This is a genomic window from Pedobacter sp. BG31 (assembly GCF_042464845.1).
Lineage (GTDB): Bacteria > Bacteroidota > Bacteroidia > Sphingobacteriales > Sphingobacteriaceae > Pedobacter > Pedobacter suwonensis.
Genome location: NZ_JBHNZK010000002.1, coordinates 261,674 through 286,428, shown reverse-complemented (window position 1 = coordinate 286,428; position 24,755 = coordinate 261,674). Strand labels below are relative to the sequence as shown.

Genomic DNA, 24,755 nt, shown 5'->3' with positions numbered 1-24,755 from the left:
ACGCAGTAAAGCGGATAACGGGGCTTCATCTGCCACAATGAACCAAGCCCTTCGTTTCCGAAATATTTCAACTTTCTAACATTACAACATTCAAACCTTTAACTTTTCAACATTACAACATTCAACTTTACAACATTCAAACTTTACAACAGGCAAATGCCTTCCTACCCTCAACCTTTTTGCGTATCTTTGCGGCTTATTTCAATTATAGCATGATTTCAGTTTCTAATTTATCATTACGGTACGGCAAACGCACATTATTTGAAGATGTTAACCTCAAATTTACCCAGGGCAACTGCTATGGCGTAATTGGGGCTAACGGCGCAGGTAAATCTACTTTCCTTAAAATTTTATCAGGAGAAGTGAGTCAAACCTCTGGTAGCGTAGCTTTTACCCCAGGCGAAAGAATGGCGGTTTTAAAACAAAATCACTACGAATTTGATGAGTTTTCGGTATTGGAAACCGTAATGATCGGTCATAAAGAACTTTATGCCATCATGAAAGAGAAAGATGCCATTTATATGAAAGAAGATTTCTCTGAAAAGGATGGCGAACGCGCCGGAGAGCTTGAAAATCTTTTTGCAGAAATGGATGGCTGGAACATGGAAAGCAACGCAGCAACCATGTTAAGCAATTTGGGTATTACCGAAGATAATCACTATAAATTGTTAAAGGAACTGGATAACACGCAAAAAGTAAGGGTGTTATTGGCACAGGCCCTGTTTGGTAACCCGGATATTTTGTTACTGGATGAGCCGACCAACGATTTGGACATCGAAACCATTGCCTGGTTGGAAAACTTCCTGGCAGATTACCAGAATATTGTATTGGTGGTATCGCACGACAGGCACTTTTTAGACGCCGTTTGTACGCACATTGTGGATATCGACTTTGCTAAGATGAGTATCTATACCGGTAACTATACTTTCTGGTACGAATCAAGTCAGCTGGCCCTAAAACAGCGCAGCGACCAGAACAAGAAAATGGAAGATAAGGTGAAGGAACTTCAGGAATTTATCCGCAGGTTCAGTGCCAACGCTTCTAAATCTAAACAGGCTACTTCCCGTAAGAAAGCTTTAGATAAGATTGATATTACCGAAATCAAGGCCTCGAGCAGAAAATATCCGGCCATTATATTCAACAATACGGGTCGCGAGGCTGGCGACCAGATTTTACAGGTAGAAAACCTGGGTAAAAGCGGAAATGACGGTATATTGTTCGATAAAGTTACCTTTATGGTAAACAAAGGCGATAAAATTGCAATTTTATCTCAAAACAGTTTAGCTACCGCCGCATTTTACGATGTTTTGACGGGTAGAGATACCGATCATAAAGGTGAATTTAAATGGGGCGTTACCATTAGCACTGCAGATATCCCTAATGATAATACTGAATATTTTGCTGGTAAAGACGAAAACCTGGTAGACTGGTTGCGTGAGTATTCTGGTACCGATGCTGATGAGCAATTTGTTCGCAGCTTTTTAGGCCGTATGTTATTCTCGGGCGAGGAAGTATTGAAAAACGTTAAAGTATTATCAGGAGGTGAGAAAATGCGCTGTATGTTTTCGAGAATGATGTTACAACAGGCCAACTTACTGATGTTTGATGAGCCGACCAACCACCTGGATTTAGAATCGATTGAGGCCTTAAACAATGGTATGAAAGATTTTAAGGGCACGATTTTGTTTACTTCACGAGATCACCAGTTGACAGAAACTGTTGCCAACAGGATCATCGAAATTACACCAAAAGGTACTATTGATAAGTTAATGACATATGATGAATACATTAAAAATGCGGATGTTGCGAAATTAAGAGAAGAGATGTACGCTTAATTTTAAGCTTAAAATATTTTTTTAGAGCCACATGAAAACCATGTGGCTTTTTTTTTAAAAAACTTTATACAGTTGTAGCGTTTTCATTCCCTTAATCGTTTTACAAGAAAAAGCGTTAATGGCCATTAACCAATTTTGTTCAGAAATTGATTTAAACATTAAAATGAAAACGGATTTGAAAAATTTTAGCACTGCTACAAAAATTATACTCTCTCTCCTTGCGATTACTTTAACGATAACAGCCTGCAAGAAGGATTTTAACAACGATCCGATAGAAGCTGCCGGTATTGGCTTTGTGCATGCATCGCCGGGAACGGGTGCGCTTGATTTTATTTTGGATAACCAAAAAATAAACAGCTTTACTTATACAAAAGATCTTGGCTACTATGCGGCTTATCCAGGTATCAGGTTAGTGGGTGTTGCCAAAAAGGATACCTTAAAATATTTAACTACCGCGAATGCAACCTTAAAATCGGGATCATTTTATTCGGTTTTCGTAGTGGATACTTTAAAATCAACCAAACTTTTAATCCTTGAGGATGATTTGAAAGCACCAGAAACCGATAAGGCCAAAGTTCGTTTTGTAAACTTAAGCCCTGGGTCTGCGCCATTTGATTTGGCCATTGCCGGTACAGATGCACCATTGTTTACGGCAAAAGCTTTTAAAGAGTTTACCACTTTTAGCAACATTGCACCTAATGACAGTTATACTTTTCAATTGAAACAAGGTGGAGCGGTTAAAGTTAGCTTGCCGGCGGTTAAAATCGAAAAAGGTAAAATTTATACCATATGGGTTAAAGGCTTATCGAGCAAAACTGATAGCACGGGTGTTGGCTTATCAGTGATGACAAACAAATAAAAATATTCACTCTACCTGTGAAAACGAAAATGAACACCACTCAAAAATTGGGTGGTGTTATTTTCTTAAATTTGCCATCAGTTAACCATGATAAACCTTTTATAAATAGTCCCTTACAACGGTGATCAAAAAAATACTCAGTTTTGAGGAAATTTTAAAAGGCTGTGTAAAAAACGACAATAGCTGTAAAGAAATGATGTATAAATCATTTTACGGCTATTTAATGGGCATAATTTTAAGGTATACCAAAAACCCTTCGGATAGTGAAGAGCTTGTAAATGACAGCTTTATCAAGATTTTCAAACACGTTGGTGGCTTCAAGGCGCCAAAAAATCCGGAAGAATTACAACGATCGTTTAAAGGATGGATTGCGCAGATTGCTTCGCGGACAGCGATAGATAAGATCCGGAGTACCAAAGTCCAGTTTTATGTTGATGATTTAGCAGAAAGTGAACATCCGGTTACGCAGGTATCTGTTGCCTCTGAATTACACGTTAACGATATTTTAAATTTACTAAATCACTTACCAGATACGCAGAGACTGGTATTTAACTTATATGAAATTGAAGGCTTCGCTCATGATGAGATTTCGAAGATGTTAAACATTCCTGAAAGTTCCAGTCGTGTTTATCTCACCCGTTCTAAAAATAAGTTACGTACCCTTTACCTAAATACCATGGTCAACTCATACGAAAAAAATGGATAAGGAATTAATTGAGCAGATCACCGCGCAACTCCAAAACCATGAGGAAGCTTATTCTAATGGTGCATGGGAGCGCTTTTCGGAGAAAGAAAAAAAGAAAAGAGGCATCGCTTTCTGGCCTTTATGGGCTGCTGCTGCCCTGATTTTTATTGTTGCAGGAGTGTTTTTTACATTAAACAACACGGCTCAAAAGCAAATGGTTGTCATCACTAAGCCTAAAGTTAAAAGCGATGCTGCTGATGGCGGGCATACCGACACTCATCTTCATTCTAAAAATGATTTGGCGCATTTAAATAACAATACTAATCCCTCAACCAATTTAATAACTGGTCGCCCCATTCAAACTTCATCAATTGCAAAACCTGCAACAGAACAGCGAAACAATTATTCACTTTTAAATGCATCTGAAGCGTTAGATCCAGTTAATCATAACCTTTTGGAGAATAAACTATCTGCGATAAATCTTTCAGGTTTAAAATCAAAACCATTTGAAATCTTAACGGAAAAGAAAACACAACCCATCGGTACGCCAACAGATTTTGAAAAACTACTGGCTCATGACAGTTATGTAAACCAACAAAAACCTGCCGATAAATCGGGTGGTAACTCCAAATGGCAACCAGATGTATATGTTGCCCCGGCTATGGGTAACGACAATAAAGTAACCATGAATTATGGGTTTTCTTTATCGTATGCCATCGCCAATAAATTATCAATAAGTTCTGGAGTATCTTATGCTTCGATCAGCACCACAGAATCATTAAATGCCACTGCGCCACAAACCTTATCGGGTAAAAATTTAGCTTCGGTTGATGCCAAAGTGCGTGGAATTAATGTGCCTTTAGAACTAAAATACAACATCAGCGATAAACTTTATACCAATGTTGGGGTTTCTGCCCTTGCCGTGTTAAATAACTCGCAGCAAAATAGTTATATAGTCAATCAGGTTCAAAATTTCTCTGCTCCCGCAGTAAATGGTTACGCAGATTCTAAAACCATGATTATACAAGAAAAAAAGGTTGAGCCGCAACCCGAAGCGAATATCGATCCTGATAAATACATCGGATTTTATAATTTCTCTTTAGGTTATAAGCAGAAAATCTCTAAAAAGAATAATATTGCTATTGAGCCCTTTTTGAGGTTGCCCATGAAAACTTTCTCAAAAGAAAACCTTAACCTGACGAATGGTGGATTGCGGTTAAAAATCGATTTTTAAAAAACTAAGATATTTAGTATATTTGGTTAAACGCCTTATATATGAAAAACATCAAATCCTACCCCACCGAAGATGAACTACCTCCGGTTAAAACCCTTAACGAGATAGATTTCTCTGCTATTTATAGCTATGCAGATTATATGCGCTTCGAATTTGAAGAGCGTTTAGAAATTATCAAAGGTTACATTTTCAGGATGAGCCCTGCCCCTTCCAGGATACATCAAAAAATATCCGGAAGAATTTACGTACCGATCTACAATGCGTTAAATGGTCATCAATGCGAAGTTTATTCGGCACCTTTTGATGTTCGTTTAGCCAAAAAAACGCAGGATGATAAAGAAGTTTTTACCGTGGTACAACCAGATATCGTGGTGGTTTGCGATCCGGCTAAATTAGATAACCGCGGATGCATTGGCTCTCCGGATATCGTGGTAGAGATTTTATCACCTGGCAATAATAAAAAAGAACTGATCAATAAATACGAGGTTTACGAAGAGGCTGGCGTAAAAGAGTATTGGATTATAAGCCCTACACACAAAACATTTTTCAGATATATACTTGATGAAAACGGTAAATTTCAGCCTACCAAAATGCTCACGGAGGGCGAAGAGGTGACCACCAAAATTATTCCTGGCTTTAAGATGGTACTGGATGAGGTATTTAAAGATTAGTAATGTATGAAAAATATTAAACCCTATCCAACTGAGGAGGAGCAACCTATTTATAGAACACTTAATGAGGTCGATTTTTCTGCTTTATACAGTTATGCAGATTATATGCGTTTCGAATTTGATGAGCGCTTAGAAATTATTAAAGGACAGTTGTTTAAAATGAGTCCTGCCCCTTCCCGAATTCACCAGGGTATTTCAGGCAATATTTTTGGACCAATTTATAATGCGCTCAAAGGTAAACCTTGCCGGGTTTATACTGCACCATTTGATGTACGTTTGGCTAAGAAATCGCAAGATGATAAAGAAGTTTTCACCGTAGTGCAACCCGATTTAGTGGTAGTTTGCGATCAGACTAAACTCGATAAGCGTGGCTGTATTGGCGCTCCCGATATTGTGGTCGAGATTTTATCACCTGGGAATAATAAAAAGGAACTGATCAATAAATACGAGGTTTATGAAGAGGCTGGTGTAAAAGAATATTGGATTGTAAGCCCTACGCACAAAACATTTTTCAGGTATATTTTGGATGAAAACGGTAAATTTCAACCTACCAAAATTCTTACGGAAGGCGAAGAGGTGACGACATCCATTATACCCGGCCTTAAACTCGTTTTGGAAGAAATTTTCCAAGATTAAAAAGGGTATTCATAAAAGAAGTCAAGTTTAAATAGCAAAGCGGCTATTTAAAACTTGACTTCCTTGAAATCTTTTATATTAACTAGTGACCTGAATGACCATCAGCACCGTGTGCATGGCCATGTGCTAATTCATCCTGAGTAGCTTCACGTACATTTAAAATCACACCGCTAAACATTAAATTTTTACCGGCCATCGGGTGGTTTAAATCTACTGAAATGGTTTCGTCGTGTACAGCAGTAACGCCTGCTCTAAATTGGTTACCATTGTTATCTTGTAAAGGGATAACATCACCAACGTTTGGCAATTCGCCACCAGCTTCGGTAAACATCGTTTTTGGTAAATCAGCAAAAGCACCCGGATCAATATCACCATAACCATCTGCTGCAGATAGTTCAAATGAATATTCATCACCAGTTTTTAAACCAGTTAAATGCTCTTCAAATTTAGGCAACATCATGCCAACGCCATATAAAAATACTAAAGGATTTTGTTCGTCAGCTTTTTCTACAAAAACTTGTTGTCCTTCTTCGTTAGTAGTATGCAATTCGTAAGTTAACGCTACTACAGAGTTTGGTGAAATATTCATTTAAATTTATTTATTGTACATACAATAATGCTTCCTCAACAGTGTTAACCGGCAACTGGCATACTTTATTTCGGCAAATATAAACTTTTGTTTCATTGCTTTGCTTACCTTTTAACAGTGGCAAGTTACTTTTTGTTCCACCCAATGTAATTTTGTTCGGAATATAATGCCCGCTCAATTCCAATTTAACCGCTTCGGTTTCCAATCCGGTAATGGCAATTTCGTTTATGCCATAAATTTCGTTCAGCAATTGAATGGCCCAGTTCGAGTAAGCAGAGCCATAGGTTTTAATCTTCGGCTGAACCGCAGCAAGCATTGCTGAAGCTTTTTCGGTATATGCTTCCAGATCAAAAAGGAGCCCTAATTTCTTTAAATTCTGTGCCATGGCAGAGTTCGAAGCCGGAATCACATTATCCATTACCTCATGTTTACGGGCAATTAAATCTTCACTTTCTGCAGAGGTATAGCAAAACATCGGCGACTCCGGATCTGTAAAATTAGCCATCACATAATCCATCAGCAATTTTGCCTCTTCCAACCATTTTTCATCAAAATCAGCTTCGTAAAGGGCAATTAGCGCTTCGATAAAAAACGCATAATCATCCAGGAAACCCGTAATAGAAGCCTTTCCGTTTTTATAGTTACGGTATAAGCCGCCATTCTCTGATTTTAAATGCTCTAAAATAAAACTGGCCGCCGTTGAGGCCTTTTCATAATAAGCCTGATGATTCAATACTGCTGCTGCATCAGTCAAGGCTTTAATCATCATGCCATTCCAGGCGGTTAAACATTTATCGTCCAAACCTGGCCTAACTCTTTTGCTACGCACAGCCATTAATTTTGATTTCGCCGAGTTCACTTTATCATTAAGTTTTGCTGCATCTATATCAAATTTTGCAAGCAGATCGTCATCGCTAACGGTTTTGCGTAAAATGTTGGTTTGTTCCTCTTCCCAATTACCCTCTTCCGTAACATTATAATAAGCACCGATCAATTGAGCATCTGCTCCCAATACCTGGTCAAATTCTGCTTTATCCCAAACATAGAACTTGCCTTCTACTCCTTCGCTATCTGCATCCAATGCTGAATAAAACAAGCCATCGGTAGAAGTCATTTCGTCAAACACCCAATTAATGGTTTCTACAACAGTCTGTTTAAAAGAATCGAATTTGGTGCATTGGTAAGCTTCGGCATATAAACTGATCAGCTGTGCATTATCATAAAGCATCTTTTCGAAATGTGGCACATGCCATCTATCATCAACCGAATAGCGGGCAAAGCCCCCCCCAATCTGATCATAAATTCCTCCCCTGCTCATTTCTTCAAGCGTATGGCAAACCGCTGTAAAAACAGATTCATCATCTTTTAAAAAGCCATAACGCAATAAAAACACCCAGTTATTGGGCAAAGGAAATTTGGGTGCGCGGTTATAACCACCATAACCTATATCAAAATGTCGCTTCCAGGGATCGATAATTTCAGTTAAATGCGCCTGGGTATATTCTTCTGTAGTTACCGCAGCAATGATCCTTTCGCTGTCTTTAATGCCCGAAGTTAGCCGCTCCGCATATTGGATAGCCTTATCAGGTTCGTTAGCCCATAGTGCAGCCACATTTTCCAGAATATTTATCCAATCGTTTTTTCTAAAATAAGTTCCACCATAAATGGGGCGCTGATCGGGCAAACAGATGCAGTTTAAAGGCCAGCCGCCGCTACCGGTCATCAGTTGGATGGCGTACATGTAAATCTGATCAATATCCGGGCGTTCTTCCCTGTCCACTTTAATGCACACAAAATGCTGGTTCATCACTTCGGCTACCTCACGGTTTTCGAAACTTTCGCGCTCCATTACATGGCACCAATGGCAGGCCGAATAACCAATACTCACCAAAATCAGTTTGTTTTCTGCTTTGGCTTTTTCCAATGCCTCCGTACCCCACTCATACCAATCAACCGGGTTATGGGCATGTTGCAGCAAATAAGGAGAGGAAGCGTTGATTAAATTATTGGTATCTGACATGACAGGTTATGTAAAATGTAAGAAGGAAAATGGATTTTATTTCGAGGCGTAAATCTATTAATAATCTACAAACGTGTTCCTATTTAGTTTTTGTTTTTATACTTTAGTTGGAAATCTATCTGGAGGAATGGAATTGAGCAAAAATGATTTATTTAATGCCATAAAAGAGATCATTAATCAATCTCGCTTAAAAGTATTCCGTGCAGCAAATTCGGCATTACTCGAATCTTATTGGCAAATCGGAAAGCTTATTGTTGAAGATGAGCAGCAGGGAAAATTACGTGCAGATTATGGGAAAGCAACATTAAAAAATCTTTCAAACCAATTAACATTGGAGTTTGGGAAAGGTTTTGACGAAAGCAATCTTCGAAATATAAGAAGTTTTTACAAGCCATTTCCGATTCGTGACGCACTGCGTCACGAATTGAGTTGGACACATTATCGGCTTTTATCCAGTTTCGCAAACCCTATACACTCAACCTTCCACCCTAAACCCTAAACCTTATACCTTCAGCCTTAAACCCATGAAAATCACCCATACCGAAATATACCGCTTTAGCATCCCCATGGAGCCTTTTGTTATCGCCACCGGAACCATGCATTTTGCACAGAATGTTCTGATCCGCATTTTTACTGATACGGGCATCCATGGCATTGGCGAATGTTCTGCTTTCCCGATGATTGTAGGTGAAACGCAGGAAACCTGCATTGCGATGGCCAAAGATTTCGCCGCTATTATAAAAGGCAAAGATCCCCTGGATATCCCAGAGCGGATGAACGATTTATTGGGTTATGCAGATCATAACGCCACTATAAAAAGTGCTTTCGATATGGCATTATTTGATATAGCAGCCAAAAATGCGAAACTACCGCTGTATAAATTTCTTGGAGGAACTAAACGCACTATAGAAACCGACATGACCATTGGCATTGATACACCAGAGGGAATGGCCGCAACTGCGTTGAAATATAAAAACCAGGGTTGCCGGATTCTAAAAATCAAGCTCGGCAAAAAAGTGCATGATGATATTGAAAGGGTAAAGCAGATCCGCGAGGCTGTGGGCGAAGATTTGATTTTACGCCTCGATGCCAATCAGGGCTGGAGTTTTGATGATGCCTTATTTGCTTTGGGCGAACTGGAAAAATACCATATCGAATTCTGCGAACAACCTATGCGTACCTGGTATGATGATCAACTACCCGAACTGAATGTAAATTCGCCAATTAAATTAATGGCCGATGAAAGCTGTTATAACCATCACGATGCCCGAAAACTGATCAATAGCCAATCAACCACTTACTTAAACATTAAATTTTCAAAATCAGGCGGCATTTCAGAAGCTCAGAAAATACATGAAGAAGCCTTAAAACATGGCGTTAAGTGTATGATTGGCAGCATGCTCGAAAGCCGGATTGCATTGAGTGCCAACCTGCATTTTGCCTACGCCAGTCCGAATGTGGAGTTTTTTGACCTGGACACTGCACTATTGGGCCATTTGGTAGATCCGGTTGTTGGTGGTCTTACTTATAATGGTTATTTTCTTGATGTTCCCGAAGAAATTGGTATCGGCGCCGAGGCAGATGAGTTTTTCTTAGAGAAATGTGAAAGCTGGCGGGTGTAGTTTGGAGTTGGGTGTTTGGAGTTTGGAGTCGATTAACAGGTTTAAACAATAATCTCGGAAATTAACACCAATTCATTATTGATTAAAGGCAATATTGAAACGTTCAACCAGATTGATTATCCGAAAGCTCCCAGCGTGTTGCACATATATCCTGCATGGGTTATTAGGCATTACGCTAGATTGCTTTAATAATACTTAGGTTTTACCAATTACGCCCGTCAATCGCAATCCAGATGAAAAATCGGGACTTGCCTGGATTGACGAAGTGCTTTAGAGACTCTGGAGCGAGAGAATGTGAAGTATTATTGAGTACAGCTAAAAGCATTCACAATAATTCTCAGGCGCTTTGCTAACTCCCTTTCAAAACCCACAGCCCTTACAGAAGTACGCCCGGCAATCCCAAGAGCCAGAAAGATCGAAAAAATAGTTGCAACTCAGGTAAATTGAGCACTGACAAACCTGAAAGGCAGTGAGTTTTCTGTCAGAAGGCCCCACTACCGTTCATCAACCACAACCCGACAGAAACCCCGAAGGGCTCAATCAGACTAAAGAAACTAACCAATACACCTGATTAAACAAAGTGCCGCTGTTTTTTCGATGTGCGCGGGATTGTGCAAAAGGCGCATTGCTAGATTGACGAAGCGCTTTGGGTACTTTGGCGCGACAAAATGCGCAGCATTCTTGAGCACAACTGAAAAAAAACTACTATTGCGAAAAACTACCATGCCCCGTGGCATAGAGCGGAAAACACTTAGCACAACTCGATTCTTTTCCAGTCTACATTATTAGCAGTACTGCTCTTCGCGCTTTGCCAACTCCCTTTCAAAACCCACGGCCCTTACCGAAGTACGCCCGTCAATCCCAAGGGCCGGCCCAATCAAAAAAACAGGTGCATACCAGAACAACTAGCACTACCAAACCTCAAAGCAGTGAGTTTTGTGCTTCATATTTGCAAAACCTTTCACTAACCCCTAACGAACAAAACAAAGTGCCGCTGTTTTTTTGATGTGCTATGGCTATGAGCAAAAGGCCCATTGCTGGATTGACGAAGCGCTTTGGGTACTTTGGCGCGACAAAGTACCATGCCCCGCGGCATAGAGCGAAAAAAATCAAGCTATTTGCACTAACCAATGCACTAATAACAAATAAAAGAAGTAACAAAACGAATGAATCAATGACCAATGAACTAATGATCATTGAACCAATGACTAATGAACCAACAACCTATCCAACGCCAAACTATCACCATTAAAAGCATTAAAATCAACCACATGGCCAATACCATTAATTTTCGCTTTATCAGAATGCTGCCAGAATTTCCAGCGACTCTTATCCATTCTTAATTTCGGTTGGTAATAATGGGCAATCCATAAGGGATAATCCTCAAAATGATCAACTAAATAATCTTCGTAAAATTTAAGCCCGGTGTAAATAATGGGTCTTACTTTGGTTTTCACTTCAACATAGTTGAGAAAATTAGACAGCTCAGCCCTCATTTTCAATGGTGAAACGCCATCTAAAGATTCAATATCCACAACAGGTGGTAAATCCCCTTTCTCGATATTAACCACTTGTAAGAAAAATTTGGCTTGTGTTTTGCCGTCCTTTTTTGGTCTGAAAAAATGATAGGCCCCGCAAATAATACCTGCTTTTGGCGCTTCACGCCAGTTGCGCTGAAAATACGGATCAACCAACATCAGTCCTTCTGTGGCTTTGATAAAGGCAAAACGGATACTCACCTCGTCCTCTTTCATTTCCTTTACTTTTTGCCAGTTTATTTTACCCTGGTAGTAAGAAACATCAATGCCGTGAACGGTATATTTCTTGGGGATCTTGATGTTAAAACTTTCATAAGTTCGGTAATTCGGGTCTTGCCCCCAATCTTTAACCCAGCGCCAGGTGGCCACAAAACTTCTTAATACATAGCCGTAATAAAATGGCGAGAGTAAAACCAACAATAAACCTGCAATAACCAACTTCAGCTGAACCGAAATGCCACCTTTCTTTTTTCTGCCCGCTGTGGTTTTTCGGCTTGCAGGTTTCCTAACGGCAGGTTTTCTGGTAACCGGTTTTTTGTTTATTGGTGTTCTTTTCTCTGGCGGCATAGGTATTTAATGCTGCTAAGTTGAGGAAAATGTATGGAAATAAAAAAGCGGGTTTGCGGGAAAACCATTAATTGTCATTCCGAACGCACTGAAGAACCCGTAGGCTCTGCGAAGCAAATCTTTCAGTCAAAAGATCCTTCGTACCTCAAAGATGACAGAAAATAATGAGGCAAGCCCGAGCGAAGGGCAAGAAAATCGCAAACGCATTAAGATTGCTTCGTGCCTCGCAATGACGACCGTATTATAGCGAGCGCCTTAAACCCCTATCCGCCTATCGGCACCTTTCCCCTGAAAGGGAAAGGACTGAAAGAGAATTATCCTCATAACCACTCCCGCCCCTCCTAAATTAGGAGGGGAGTTCCCCTCATAGTTTCAAAGTAATCAATCTATAAATGTTTTTCCGCACTGTTCTATCTGCACCACGCTATCCGGCCTAGGATATGATGGAAGGAGATCCTTCGACTACGCTACCATTGACGTTATTTTGAAAATCATTACTAATCAACACTTTAACCGCTTTTGCATTTCCATCCAGCTAGGCCATAGCACGGTATCCCCGTTCTACCCAAATCCGGCCTAACAAATTTTTCGGGCTGCACTGCCCAAGCCAACCTACTAGCTTCGAAAGAAAAATTTTCAGCCGGTGTTTTTTGTTTCTTTTTGACACCAAAAAGAAAGAGCCCTTCGGCGGCGGCGAGCCGAGGCAAGACTGCGCCGTAGGATAAGAGAAGACAATTATACGTCACTCATATTGATTTTAAACAATTAATTAACCCTCAGGATGACAGAAAACGGGAAGTCCCATCTACTCCATGCTATCTGCACCCTGCTACCGGCCTCGCAAATTTTCGCCGGAAAAAGCACGGAAAGCTTTGCACACCCTCTCATAACCCCACAGCCCAAGGCAGGATCAAAACGAGAGCGGTGGAATAACAGCTGCAGCAGAAAAATCTCAAAACCTTAAACAACGTAGTTTTCTAGGCACTTCGCCAACTCCCTTTCACCACCCCCACAACCTTTACCGAAGCACGCCGTCAATCCCAAGGGCCAGCTACATCAAAAAAACAGTTGCAGATCAGCACAACCAGCACTACCAAACCTCAAACGCAGTGAGTTTTGTGCACATTTTGCAATAACTTTAAGTTAGCACTAACTTGCACAAAACAAAGTGCCGCTGTTTTTTTGATGCGCATCGGCTTGCGCAAAAGGCCCATTGCTGGATTGACGAAGCATTTTTGCATACTTTTGATGCCTCAAAAGTTTGATGCCCCGCGGCATAGAGCGAAGATAATATTACCCCCTCTTCACTTCATACCACCGCTCAATTCCCTCTACAAACCCCTCAAAAAACTCTCTATAATACCCTTTCGGCACCTGCACCTTAAAATTTACTTTACTAAAAAACAAAACCAGTTTATAATCCATTTCAGCCTCAAGCAAATACCATAAATACGGTTTATCCCGATCACAAACCAAAAACAGCCCGGGCTGATCCATATTCAGATGCAGCAATTTCCCTTTTACCTTAAGCTTCAATTCCAGTTCATAATAATCGCCCTCATCTTTAAGCACGAAACTTAAAACAGGTACCTCCATAGCAAATTCAACCATTTTCATATCCCGCATTACAGGTTTGCCGGTAACATTACGCAGGCCATAGGTATAAAAGTAGTGTGTAAAACGCTGTTGCATCAATAGCGGTAGAGCCTTGTTCCATAACTTTAAAAGGGCGAGCTGGTTAGCTTCGTTAAGTTTATGGGTTTCAGCTGCCTTTTCTGGCAGGTGGCCGTTTGCGTTAAAGCGGATGGCAGCTATCTCTTTCATGGCGAAGCAAATGCTGTTCAGCTCCTGTTGTTGTGGCGAGAGGCTTACACCATCCACATCGTGCGGATTCAACACGAAACGTTTAAAAGATTTTACCGTTTTCAGGTAAGCCGTGGCCGAAAAAACATAAGGAATTAAAAAAGGATAATGATTGCTGTGGAAATTAAGCAGATCGGTATTGGCGAAACAATAGCCAATGTTAACCGGTGCCAAACGTGCCATCGCATGTTTATCCAACAGCCTTTCACGCGGTACTACCGTTCTTTCCGTAACATCTGGGAAATCATCGCCAGGCCTAAACAAACCGCTAAACTTTTTCTTCAAGGTAATGGTAAAACCGCCAGGTTTTTTAACCACATCTACATATCTCGACCGCTTGTTGCCTAAAGCGAAACATGCCGGCCAGTAATATTCCTGAAAATCGCAGTAACCACTCCGCATCATGGCCCGCAAAGTAAGGTAAGCATAATGCCCAAGGTAGCTTTCATCCGTATCCACACTACAGCTCACCAGCAGGCAATCGTATTCTACGCCAACGTAAACCCTTGCCTCTTCCCCTCCCAATTTAACATGAACCGTTAACAAACCCTGATCAAAAGAAAGCGATTGCATGGCCAAGGGCTCGGGCTTTTTACCTACGCTAAATGTGCTATGCCATCTGCTAGCGATCTGATCCAGCACCGCTAACCTTAACACCCTGCTCCCCTCTTCTAAAGGCAGTTGGTAAAACCGCGAAAGCGGTTTCCCTGCAATGGTAATGGATTTAGCTTTCATACTCGTATGGTTTTACGAGTCTTGTTGGGCAGCAAAGTCCCTAAATAATAAATGTGAGACTGCTTACCATGGTTACAATAAAGCTCTGACCCCTTACGCTAACATGGATTTACAGCAGCCCCACATCTATTTCGATGCACAAATATATACATCTACACATAGATATGGGCATTAATCTGCTGTCTTGCGTTAGCGGGGTCAGAGATGCAACCACAAGACTTTTATTAATACCTAATTACAATACCATAAATATAGAAATTTATTTCTGTTGTTACAAGATCTTATAACAAAAAATGTATTTTATTTTAGTGTATTTATTGAATGAATGAAGAAAGGGATAGAAAACGTTTAAAAACGTTTGGACAGAACTTAAGGACAATAAGAGAAAAACTAAATTTAAGCCAAGATCAGGTAGTGGCGAATTGTGACTTAACAAAAGGAAATCTAAGTAATATAGAGAATGGGAATAAAGACTTCACGTTTACAACGCTTTTGGAAATAGCAAAAGGATTAGGAATACCCGCAAAAGAATTATTAGATTTTTAGTAATTTTATGTATTAATAGGATGATTGAGGCAAAAGATCTATTTTATATTATAGGAATCTCGTCGACAATGCTTATTGGATTGTTCAATTATTTTATCTCAATTAAAAACCGTAGAAATAGCTTAAGGGAGCATCTATATAAAGAGCAATTTAATTTTTTCAAAGAAATAATGACTGCTATAAACGATCTTAATATAGAAATACAGTCCTTACTGAATGATCCATCTAAACGTAGTGAAAACGATTTTGACAAACTATTGAGGAATGTTGTAAATATTTATACAATTTTGGAATTTCTCCCTCCTGAGGATATCAGGGGTAATTGCCATAATCTAATTTTCAAAGCCAACCAATATTATACGTCCTTTCTAACATCTAATTTTGAATTGTATGGTAAATCTTACAACACTTACTATGAGGCATACTCTAGACTGGTAGATAGTATTCAAGAATATGTCGGTACTAAAAATCTGTCAAGAGAAAATATGCTTCTTCACCGCACTGATGACAGGCTACAAAAACTTAGTTCTGAAATTGCGAATAGAATATTCAAAAAATAACATAAAAGTAAAAGCCCGAGATGACTAAATCCTAAACTAATGAATTAAAATTCTTGTTGACTTTTGGCAAATAAACAAAGTCACTCAAATCAAAAAGGTAAATCATGATCAATATCGCGGTCGTTCAGTTTCGATATAATCCCCGCTAAATCTTCAATAAAACATCTTATCATTTGAAGCGTCTGTGATATGCTCTTTTCGGTTAAAGCGATAGGCTGTCTGTTCTTTGTTTTTCCATTTCTATGCACCAAATCATGTCTTACCATTACACATTTATATGCATCCCTAATAGACGGAAATTCAATTTCAAAAGTTTTTCTATACATCTCTCTAACCTTTGCAAGATCATGATATATTACTTCAAGCATTATATTCCTAGCAGTTTTTTCTATATCGAGAAAAACAGCAAAAACCTCCTTTAGCTCAAATTTACGCTTAGCAAATTCTGGATGGGAAGAAACGAAACGTTCCAGATAAGTTATGTTGCTAGAAACTAGTCCAATAAAAGTGTCGGATAGGTAAGTTTCCATACTTCCGATGATGCCAATGAATATTTGCCTTTTCAATATAATAGTCATTTTGCGGTCTTTAATATTCAGTTTATTTAACTTTTCCAGATTTTCAAGTTCCTCCAAAAATACGTCTAAGTTTTCTTCAGGATCTTTACCTGAAACATATTCATAATCATACCAATCTTCATCATCTATTTCAAATATATAGTCTGGAAGTTCAACACTATCACCATCCAAGTCCAAGATCCTCTCTGTAACCTCAATTGGATTATCGCCTAAAAGAATAAACTTATAAACAGAATAACCTTCATTATCCTGAACGAGTCTAATATCGAAATTGAGCATTTCAAGTTCCCCTAGACTGAGTCCCAATTCTTTGGATAAAAGCTCTTTACCTGACTTGGTGAGGCTATTGTATATATTGATCATTTTAACTTATTTTTAATATCGTATTTGAATATATTAGAGACGTATATGCAACCATGGGAAACGCCTAAGTAAAAGTGATAGGTGACGATGTAATAAGGATTGATTGTTTAAGAGTGGAACTCATCAATCACCATAATCTGTTTTGGCATATAATAATAATTTTTGCTTGATGGGCGTATATTTTTTTCTTCGATAATCATTCTTGTCTTTTGTTTGTTCTTTCTGGTTTTTGAATTTCGAATTTTCAATATTTGAATCGCCAAAAATTATTTGCTTTGACGAATCATAAAAACTAATATTCAACTTAGAAATCTCATCAAAAAATTTAATTGTTTCTAAGCAATTTGATTTTACCCATTTTTTTAGAGTAGCCTCATATATCAGTAACCATTTGTTACTAAGCAATCCAGTCGAGTTGAAATCCGAATTTAATGTGGATGTTTTTATTTTACCAGTAATTAATTTTTCGTTTTTCAAATCTAAAACGACAAGCATTGAAACAATATCTGTAGAATCGATAATTTGCTGGGCTATTTGATTTCCTATCTTAATTCTGAAACTACGCGCTATCCACAAGCTCCACACAACTTCAAAGTTATGGCCTTTATAAATATGTTGATTTAAAAGTGAATTTAATGTTGCCTCGAGTTTTAGCATGTCTACTTTTGATTTATTTTGCAGAAGAATTTGCAAAATATCAGGTAATATAGCACCTTCAGCTAAGGCTAACGAATAAGTTAAAGATTCAAAAATATCCCAATTTACCTCTTTAATTTTTATTTTTTTAAATATCTTAATACCATATTTGATCACCGAGTCCTTGGGATATCTTCTAGAAAGATCAATAAGTAGATTATAAAAGTTCTTCAAATCATTTCTTTGAACCTTTGGGTAATCGCGAATATATAAGTTTGTCAATTGTAGTTGCCAAACATTTTCAAATTGAAATGGCGCTTGACTGATTTGTGTTTTCTCTTCATTAATGTTTAAATTAAGATCACCTAAGATTCGTTGCAAATGCTTTAAAGCTTTTTCAGCATCTGATTTGGAATAAAAAAAGAAATGACAATCATCTACAAATCTATAGCCTTTGATTTTGATTTTATCTTTATTAAGCATCTTTAAAAATTCTTCGTCGATATAGCATCCTATAAGCTCGGCTATGATTCGAGATGTATCAGTACCAATAACAATTCCATTCGTTTGAGCATTTTGGGAATTTCTGATTGATTCATCTAATAAATTCCCATAATGAGAATTACCCTTATTCAATTTTGAAAAAGCCTTTGTATGGATCGACCACGGAATTGAGTGTGTATATATAGATGGGTAATACTTTGAAATATCAGATTTTAACTCAAAAAATGTGTCAAAGGAATCTTTAAGGCATTTTTCTTTGAATTCATTAAACTTCGCAAATTGAATAATTGCTCTATTACCATAACTATCTATTTCCGGTATACTCGCAGATATTTTAGATGTTTTATATTTAAGTTCTATATTTTTCCAGTTTACACATATCACTTTGGAAAGAATAAATTGATGATATGGATTTGGTATGCCATTGTGTCTTCTATGCAAGCCAACTTTGGGGATTGAATAACGCACATAATCAGAATTAGAGATTTGTCCCTTCTCTGCTTTCGTTAATTTACTAATAATTTTATTTACCTTATCGAATTGATTTCCCAAATTACTCGAGATGAAAGGTGGAGGTAGTTCTTCCGAAAAGTAACCTTTATTTAACAAATCTTTAAGTTTCATTCTTGTTTAAGTTTTTACTTTACTATTCTATCATTTTGAATCTCCACGTCTAAATCTAAAGCACGGCAGAATTTAGATATGATTACAAATCGCGAACATCAAAGTATCAGCTCTGCTCTTAACATTTCCTTAACTAGCCTGCTTCCCTTAGATGCAACCGTCTTCTGCTTTTTGACAACTACCTTTCCATTGATTATGAAACGTATTAAATATTATGCTAAGCTATCTGTATTCTCTTTTTAGAAAGGAAAACAATGCTCCAAGAGAGTATAATAGCAGGACAAAAAAGTCTATGATCAAATAAATGACAAGGATTCTTAAAATAAAGATTAACCCTAACTTAAAAAAACACTTATATTCTTCAAATGATGCCTTAGATATAGTTTGGACAAACCTATATTCAAAAATATTTGTCTTCATATTACTCGGAAAAACAAACAACATGGACATCACTAAAATTATTACAGTTGCTATAAGCAAATTTTTACCTGTTACAAAAGTAAACTGGCGAATAAAGTTGCTAACTTTTAGATGTTCTAACTTAATCTGGTCAGTTTCATTCCCTGTTAATTTAGGCATTACTAAAAATCGATCATATACTGTGATTATCAAACTGGCAAACAAGCCTATGAATATTGAGAAAGCAGCAATTGCATATCCTATAAATCTATCATCTATGCCATATTTCAGTAACCAAGTGAGGACTGCGGTCGGTAATAAGAAAGCTGCTCTTTTTTTCCATGAATATTCATTGATGGTTTTCTTTGGCAAGGGGGTTCCCGAATTTAAAATTTTTTCAAACTCCCACTTTGTTCCTTCATTATAAAGGACTAAAATATAATGCTTAATATTAAGATATTTCATTGCTTTCAGGATAAACTTCTGTTTTAATCTCTTCCAGTAATTCTAAACAAAACGTTTCAAGGCTACTCCACTTAGGCGAGCCATCAGCTTGTAGCTCAACTTTATCTTTCAGAAATATTGTCGGTTTAATATCTATTTCCCCTCCAAGTTCAAATGAGCTTTGGTGTGAGCCATTGTATAGTGTTCCAACTTGCCTTTTGAATTCCTCAAGAGTTAAAGGATTTCTTTTGTTACCAAAAATTAGTTTTTTTGCCATATTTGTGAAACTACTAAGGTTTGAAATTTTCTCACCATCTTCATTAGATCTTATAGTTACACTTATTGTGAAAGATTCTGTCCTAATAGACTCGTCGGTATCAATATCAGAAATTAGGATATCATTTGTAAATTTAAGCTCCTTGATTGCACTTGTTTTTTTAAACTCTTGTTGTATTTTAGATGGGCAATAATGGTTAAAGCTTGGTTTGAAAAAACCTTCAGTTCTAAAAGTAGTTCTCAACCAATCTATGAACACATCATTAATCTGATCATCTGTGTAGCTTTGTATTATTAGAACACCTTTATTACTTCCAAATGGCGTATATAGCAAAAAGTAAAAAGTGTCAAGAACAATATCCGTTGTCGATATTTTAGTTTTTTTCTTTCCTGGATTTCTAGTGTAGCCAATCGATCTATTTTGTCCGTATCTTCCCCCTTTTATCGTACCATGTATAATGTGTTTAGAGCTTTTTATTTTAATCGACTTAGTTGGCCTAGCTGGATCTGTTATATCCACATCATCAATCCTCAGTCCTTTCTTATTAGTTTCATTTAAAACGTAATCTAAATCAATTGCGGATAACAGCTCTTGAAACAATAATTGATATGCTTTTTTTTTATCGAAGTTTACATCTGGGAATTTCTTTTCCAGAAAACCCTGAAATGAATTATCATTTGTAGTTCTAGTTGGATTAAGATATATCTTATATACCTCTAATTTTGGTTCGTGAGCCATTAATTTCGTCTTTAATTCAGCAATAAATGCCGTTCTTTTAGTTATTTATTTTTAAACCAGAAGCATATTAGAAAATCTATCTAATTAATATGCTGCCATTAATACCAATTCAATCTCTTATCCTTTACATTGGCATCCCTTTTAATTAAAGCCTTAAATCAGGATTTAATAAAAGAATGAGCATGGAGTATAATAAATTTTATTAGAGTTACAATTTAGGCTTTATTTATTAGTTAATCGATACCGAATATTGAGTATTTATACTTTTATAAACACTCAATAGAGTTGGGATCATAATCTACATTTCAATTTATTTTCAGATAACCAAGTACCCCCCTCAGCTAGTGTGTTTTTATAATTACAGCCCGATTAAGTGGTATAACATGGCTTTGCACAATGGATATAACCATTGGTCTATTGTTATACCATACTTTTTTAGCTTCCGCAACTGCTGGTGCAGAATCCAATATAAGATACCACTAGCGGTGTTATGTGCTTTATTTGATTTTAAACGAGTTTTGATAGGGCTATTTAAGCCACTATCAAATTCGTCGGCTTGGAGTTGCGGTTCTCATTCTATGTTCAATAAATATCGTATTATCAATTTTCGTAGCCAGGATAGTGAATGTTATGACTTTTTTTGATAATCCACCTTTTCTCATATTTGTAAAATCTGATTAATTATTACCCCATCTGCTGCTTAAATCGATTATTCACTTCTGCTGCCAGCTCACAAGAACTAAATGTTCCTAGCTCATCGCAATTTTGTTTAGGATAATTGCGGCAATCGTCCTTATGAACCATGTAATCGCCATTTGCTTGTTGGTTCAAGTTAATCGCGTCAGAAAAGTTAGATCAAGGAACTATGAAATAGAAAGTAGCTTATAGTGCCATTGGGCGTATTTACATAGATTAACAGTCTCAAGTTTGCAAAATAAGGAAAGGCAATAATTTAGTGTTAAGAAAAAGGGGTGTTATAAGGATATGAACAACCTATTTTTCTATTTTTTTTGCTAATGTAATAAATACAAAAATTCAATAACAGTACTCTATCAATAGGCATCTTTAAACTGAGCATTCAGATAAAGAAAGCAAATTATTAACAGTTGTGCCATCAGCTTCGGTTTTTAAATATTTTGTTCCTGAAGCCGTTTCAGCAGTAATTACCTTTACTTTGTTTCCATTTTTCTCAACATAGGCATAACCGCCATCATCTTTTATCCAGTTATAGATTTGGAGTCTTGTACTTTTATCCTTTGAGTTGTCGGCATCATTTATCCATCCCAGATGGGTAATAGCCAAATTTGGGTTTTCATGATTCCCGTTGTCTTTGTTAATGCATGTAATTTTAATCGCCATAGTTTTATTTTTTAATTATACATCTCAAATCTCTTCAATTCATAACACCCCTCTTTACGGTTTTCCCCATTCCTATTAAAAAAATCTATCCACTCCTTTTAGTTGTAAAGAAAATAATATTAACTTAATGCCAATTAATCTATTTTATTTACTTTTTTAAACTACAAATTATGTCTAAAACGAATGAAACCGGCCACGCCAAAAATGTAGCCAATTTCGAAACCCTTTTGAGTTATGTAACCGGTTATGGCGCCGTGTACAACCCCAGCAATGCCAACATCCAATTGAGTGCTTTAACCGAAAAGGCCACCGCAGCCAAGACCATTAACGAGCAGTTGCACGATGCTGCGGCTAAAAACAGCAATGCCATAGCGCTACGCGATCTGGCTTTTAAGCCTTTAAAACAATTGAGTACCCGTGTGCTGAGCGCCGTTAAGGCCAACAATGTAGCCCAACAGGTATTAGATAATGCCGTAAGCCACCACCGCAAAATACAGGGGCGAAGAGCAACGGCCAAACTCACCGCCGAAGAAAAGAATAACCTGGCCACCAGCGGCACGGTGGTTAACCAGGTTTCGGCCTCGCAACAGAGTTACGATAACCTGCTCGATACGTTGGATAAACAGATTAAACTCTTAGCCACCATACCGCAGTACGCCCCTAACGAGGTAGATTTGCAGCTGGCCAGCCTCACCACTTTATATAACGATTTATTGCAGAAAAACCGCGATGTGGTAGCCAACACCTCGCAGTTGAGCACCCTGCGCATTAACCGCAATAACACGCTGTACGATGCAGAAACCGGTATTGTTGCCCTGGCGCAGGATGTGAAAAACTATGCGAGATCTGTTTTTGGCTCAACCAGCCCCCAATACAAACAGATTTCGGGTATTCCGTTCCGAACGCTAAGCTAACAACCCAATAATACCCTAAAAAATCATCCCTAATTTATTTCCCTATTTCCATTTAACAAGCACCAAACAAGTTGCTGTTTCTCTTTCTGGCAATGCTTAGCGGTAAAATCGCGCATTGCATCTCCTCAACTATCTCCTAATATCGCTAAACTACCTGCTGCAACCTCTGAACTATCGATTGCAACGTTTGAACTATCGACTGCAACCTTTAAACTGTCGATTGCAACGTTTGAACTATCGACCGCAACGATGGAACTATCGATTGAAACGTTTGAACTGTCGACCGCAACGTTGGAACTATCGATTGCAACGTTGGAACTATCGACCGCAACATTGGAACTAACGACCGCAAAGTTGGAACTATCGATTGCAAAGTTGAAACTATCGACCGCAACGTTGGAACTATCGACTGCAACGTTTGAACTATCGACTGCAACGTTTGAACTGTCGACTGCAACGTTGAAACTATCGACCGCAACGTTGGAACTAACGACTGCAACGTTGGAACTATCGACCGCAAAGTTGGAACTATCGATTGCAACGTTGGAACTATCGATTGCAACCTCTGAACTATCGACTGCAACCTCTGAACTATCGACTGCAACCTCTGAACTATCGACTGCAACTCTGAGTTACGCATTAAGATTCCCGCATGTGCGGGAATGACGGATTTATTGGTTGAACAACTATCACAGGTACCATGCTATCTGCACCCTGCTATCCGGCCTCGCAGATTTCCGCCGGAAAAAGCACGGAAATCTTTGCACTCCCCATTCATACCCCACAGCCCAAGGCAGGATCAAAGCGGGAGCGTTGGGAACAAGCCAGGCTAAGAGCCTCGATACTGCCGCTATCAAGATTTCCGTAGCTTTTTACAAGGAAGGATGCAAGCCTTGGGTTTTTGTTTCTTTTGGGCCAAGCCAAAAGAAAGAGCCCTTCGGTGGCTAACCAAGGCAAGTCCGAGCGAGGGCAAAGAATCTACACTATCAAACTAACTTAAAAGATTTCTCCGCTACGGTCGAAATGACGGTTTTTTTTGCGATAACGGCAATCAAAAGATCCTTCGTACCTCAGGATGAAAGCTAAAGAAGAATTCCCTCTAAACCATGTTATCTGCAGCCTGCTATCTGGCCTGGGAGATGATCGTAGGAGATCCTTCGCCTACGCTCAGGATGACAAAAAACCGAAGGAAATACATGAAGCATGAATTGATCGCAATTAAAAATAATACGACAAATCCGCTGCACCTTGCTATTTCCACCCTGCTACCCGGCCTAGCAGATTTCCGCCGGAAAAAGCACGGAAATCTTTGCAGCACCCCTTATACCCCCACAGCCCAAGGCAGGATCAAAGCGGCGGTGTAGCCGTACCGATTTTACATCGGTAGTGGGATAAGCAAAGGATAGGAGCATCGATGCTTCCGCAAATGAGATTTCCGTAGCTTTTTACAGGGAATTGCGCAGCAATCTTTTATACCGATAAAAACAACATGATCTCATAAAAAAACGATGCAAGCCTTTCAGTTATGCCTTTGTGTTTGTTGTTTTTAATGGCAGGCATGCTTTCGCTGCGCTCAGGTTTGTTTCTTTTCTATCAAGAGAAAAGAAAGAGCCCTTCGGTGGCTACCGAGGCAAGCCAGCGTGATGGAAAAATTGTAGCAAATAAACCAATTTAAAAGATTTCTCCACTACGGTCGAAATGACGGATTTATTGATGGAACAAAGACCATATTAGAAACTATTCTATACACTATGCTGTCTGCGCCCTACTATCTGGCCTGGGAGATGATGGAAGGAGATCCTTCGACTACGCTCAGGATGACAGAAAACGGGAAGTCCATCCGGTCCATGCGATCTGCACCCTGCTATCCGGCCTGGCAGATTTCCGCCTTAAAAAGCACCGAAAGCTTTGCAGTTCCCCCTCATAACCCCACAGCCCAAGGCAGGATCAAAGCGGGCG

20 protein-coding genes are annotated in these 24,755 nt (G+C 38.5%); 11 read left to right on the top strand and 9 right to left on the bottom strand.

Translation table 11 applies throughout. The annotated features are described in order from the left end of the window. The first annotated feature begins 212 nt into the window (after positions 1 to 212). The 6 genes from ACFE6N_RS04415 (at position 213) to ACFE6N_RS04390 (ending at position 5,920) form a co-directional block, all read left to right on the top strand. Complete coding sequence (locus ACFE6N_RS04415) at positions 213 to 1,835, top strand: ABC-F family ATP-binding cassette domain-containing protein (protein WP_378934204.1); 1,623 nt, start codon at positions 213 to 215, stop codon at positions 1,833 to 1,835. Between the two features lie 163 nt (positions 1,836 to 1,998). After that, positions 1,999 to 2,694 (top strand): DUF4397 domain-containing protein, encoded by a 696-nt coding sequence (locus tag ACFE6N_RS04410; RefSeq protein ID WP_378934202.1) that lies wholly within the window; start codon positions 1,999 to 2,001, stop codon positions 2,692 to 2,694. Between the two features lie 121 nt (positions 2,695 to 2,815). Then, positions 2,816 to 3,400: an RNA polymerase sigma factor gene (locus tag ACFE6N_RS04405; RefSeq protein ID WP_090504850.1), complete on the top strand. Its 585-nt coding sequence runs from the start codon at positions 2,816 to 2,818 to the stop codon at positions 3,398 to 3,400. Then, complete coding sequence (locus tag ACFE6N_RS04400; protein ID WP_378934200.1) at positions 3,393 to 4,613, top strand: hypothetical protein; 1,221 nt, start codon at positions 3,393 to 3,395, stop codon at positions 4,611 to 4,613. Before ACFE6N_RS04405 ends, ACFE6N_RS04400 begins: the two co-directional genes overlap by 8 nt. Positions 4,614 to 4,654: 41 nt before the next feature. Next, on the top strand, positions 4,655 to 5,284 hold the full coding sequence (locus ACFE6N_RS04395; protein ID WP_378934198.1) for a Uma2 family endonuclease: 630 nt from the start codon (positions 4,655 to 4,657) through the stop codon (positions 5,282 to 5,284). Positions 5,285 to 5,290: 6 nt separating this feature from the next. Next, a complete protein-coding gene (locus tag ACFE6N_RS04390; RefSeq protein ID WP_378934196.1) occupies positions 5,291 to 5,920 on the top strand; it encodes a Uma2 family endonuclease in 630 nt (209 codons plus the stop codon). 82 nt (positions 5,921 to 6,002) lie between these two features. Here the strand turns inward: ACFE6N_RS04390 and ACFE6N_RS04385 are convergent, their stop codons facing one another. Then, complete coding sequence (locus ACFE6N_RS04385; protein WP_090987807.1) at positions 6,003 to 6,509, bottom strand: peptidylprolyl isomerase; 507 nt, start codon at positions 6,507 to 6,509, stop codon at positions 6,003 to 6,005. Positions 6,510 to 6,519: 10 nt separating this feature from the next. Continuing rightward, positions 6,520 to 8,529, bottom strand: a complete 2,010-nt coding sequence (locus tag ACFE6N_RS04380) for a thioredoxin domain-containing protein (protein ID WP_378934194.1) — start codon at positions 8,527 to 8,529, stop codon at positions 6,520 to 6,522. Positions 8,530 to 8,656: 127 nt separating this feature from the next. Here ACFE6N_RS04380 and ACFE6N_RS04375 point away from each other — a divergent pair, with 127 nt between their 5' ends. Both ACFE6N_RS04375 and ACFE6N_RS04370 read left to right on the top strand, forming a co-directional pair. Further along, the gene (locus ACFE6N_RS04375; protein ID WP_378934192.1) at positions 8,657 to 9,028 is read left to right on the top strand and encodes a DUF1016 N-terminal domain-containing protein; all 372 of its coding nucleotides are present in this window, start codon (positions 8,657 to 8,659) and stop codon (positions 9,026 to 9,028) included. Between the two features lie 25 nt (positions 9,029 to 9,053). Then, positions 9,054 to 10,151: a mandelate racemase/muconate lactonizing enzyme family protein gene (locus tag ACFE6N_RS04370; RefSeq protein WP_378934190.1), complete on the top strand. Its 1,098-nt coding sequence runs from the start codon at positions 9,054 to 9,056 to the stop codon at positions 10,149 to 10,151. A 1,208-nt stretch (positions 10,152 to 11,359) separates the two neighbouring features. Here the strand turns inward: ACFE6N_RS04370 and ACFE6N_RS04365 are convergent. Continuing rightward, positions 11,360 to 12,256, bottom strand: coding sequence for a glycoside hydrolase family 25 protein (locus tag ACFE6N_RS04365; protein ID WP_378934189.1), 897 nt, complete (start codon positions 12,254 to 12,256; stop codon positions 11,360 to 11,362). 1,293 nt (positions 12,257 to 13,549) lie between these two features. Further along, positions 13,550 to 14,854: a hypothetical protein gene (locus ACFE6N_RS04360; RefSeq protein WP_378934187.1), complete on the bottom strand. Its 1,305-nt coding sequence runs from the start codon at positions 14,852 to 14,854 to the stop codon at positions 13,550 to 13,552. A gap of 321 nt (positions 14,855 to 15,175) precedes the next feature. Here ACFE6N_RS04360 and ACFE6N_RS04355 point away from each other — a divergent pair, with 321 nt between their 5' ends. Further along, complete coding sequence (locus tag ACFE6N_RS04355; protein ID WP_378934185.1) at positions 15,176 to 15,400, top strand: helix-turn-helix domain-containing protein; 225 nt, start codon at positions 15,176 to 15,178, stop codon at positions 15,398 to 15,400. A gap of 649 nt (positions 15,401 to 16,049) precedes the next feature. Here the strand turns inward: ACFE6N_RS04355 and ACFE6N_RS04350 are convergent. From ACFE6N_RS04350 to ACFE6N_RS04330, 5 genes are all read right to left on the bottom strand, one after another. After that, positions 16,050 to 16,901 carry a hypothetical protein gene (locus ACFE6N_RS04350; RefSeq protein ID WP_378934184.1) on the bottom strand — a complete coding sequence of 284 codons (852 nt, stop codon included), beginning with the start codon at positions 16,899 to 16,901 and terminating at the stop codon, positions 16,050 to 16,052. 123 nt (positions 16,902 to 17,024) lie between these two features. Then, positions 17,025 to 18,665 (bottom strand): RNA-directed DNA polymerase, encoded by a 1,641-nt coding sequence (locus ACFE6N_RS04345; protein ID WP_378934182.1) that lies wholly within the window; start codon positions 18,663 to 18,665, stop codon positions 17,025 to 17,027. A gap of 222 nt (positions 18,666 to 18,887) precedes the next feature. Continuing rightward, positions 18,888 to 19,529: a hypothetical protein gene (locus ACFE6N_RS04340; RefSeq protein WP_378934180.1), complete on the bottom strand. Its 642-nt coding sequence runs from the start codon at positions 19,527 to 19,529 to the stop codon at positions 18,888 to 18,890. After that, the gene (locus ACFE6N_RS04335) at positions 19,516 to 20,523 is read right to left on the bottom strand and encodes a hypothetical protein (protein WP_378934178.1); all 1,008 of its coding nucleotides are present in this window, start codon (positions 20,521 to 20,523) and stop codon (positions 19,516 to 19,518) included. The genes ACFE6N_RS04340 and ACFE6N_RS04335 overlap by 14 nt, the downstream gene beginning before the upstream one ends. Before the next feature lie 1,065 nt (positions 20,524 to 21,588). After that, complete coding sequence (locus ACFE6N_RS04330; protein WP_378934176.1) at positions 21,589 to 21,882, bottom strand: DUF3892 domain-containing protein; 294 nt, start codon at positions 21,880 to 21,882, stop codon at positions 21,589 to 21,591. Positions 21,883 to 22,052: 170 nt separating this feature from the next. Between ACFE6N_RS04330 and ACFE6N_RS04325 the strand changes: the two genes are divergently transcribed. Then, complete coding sequence (locus ACFE6N_RS04325; protein WP_378934174.1) at positions 22,053 to 22,796, top strand: hypothetical protein; 744 nt, start codon at positions 22,053 to 22,055, stop codon at positions 22,794 to 22,796. A 1,106-nt stretch (positions 22,797 to 23,902) separates the two neighbouring features. Beyond that, positions 23,903 to 24,160, top strand: a complete 258-nt coding sequence (locus tag ACFE6N_RS04320) for a hypothetical protein (protein WP_378934172.1) — start codon at positions 23,903 to 23,905, stop codon at positions 24,158 to 24,160. The last annotated feature ends 595 nt before the right edge of the window (positions 24,161 to 24,755 follow it).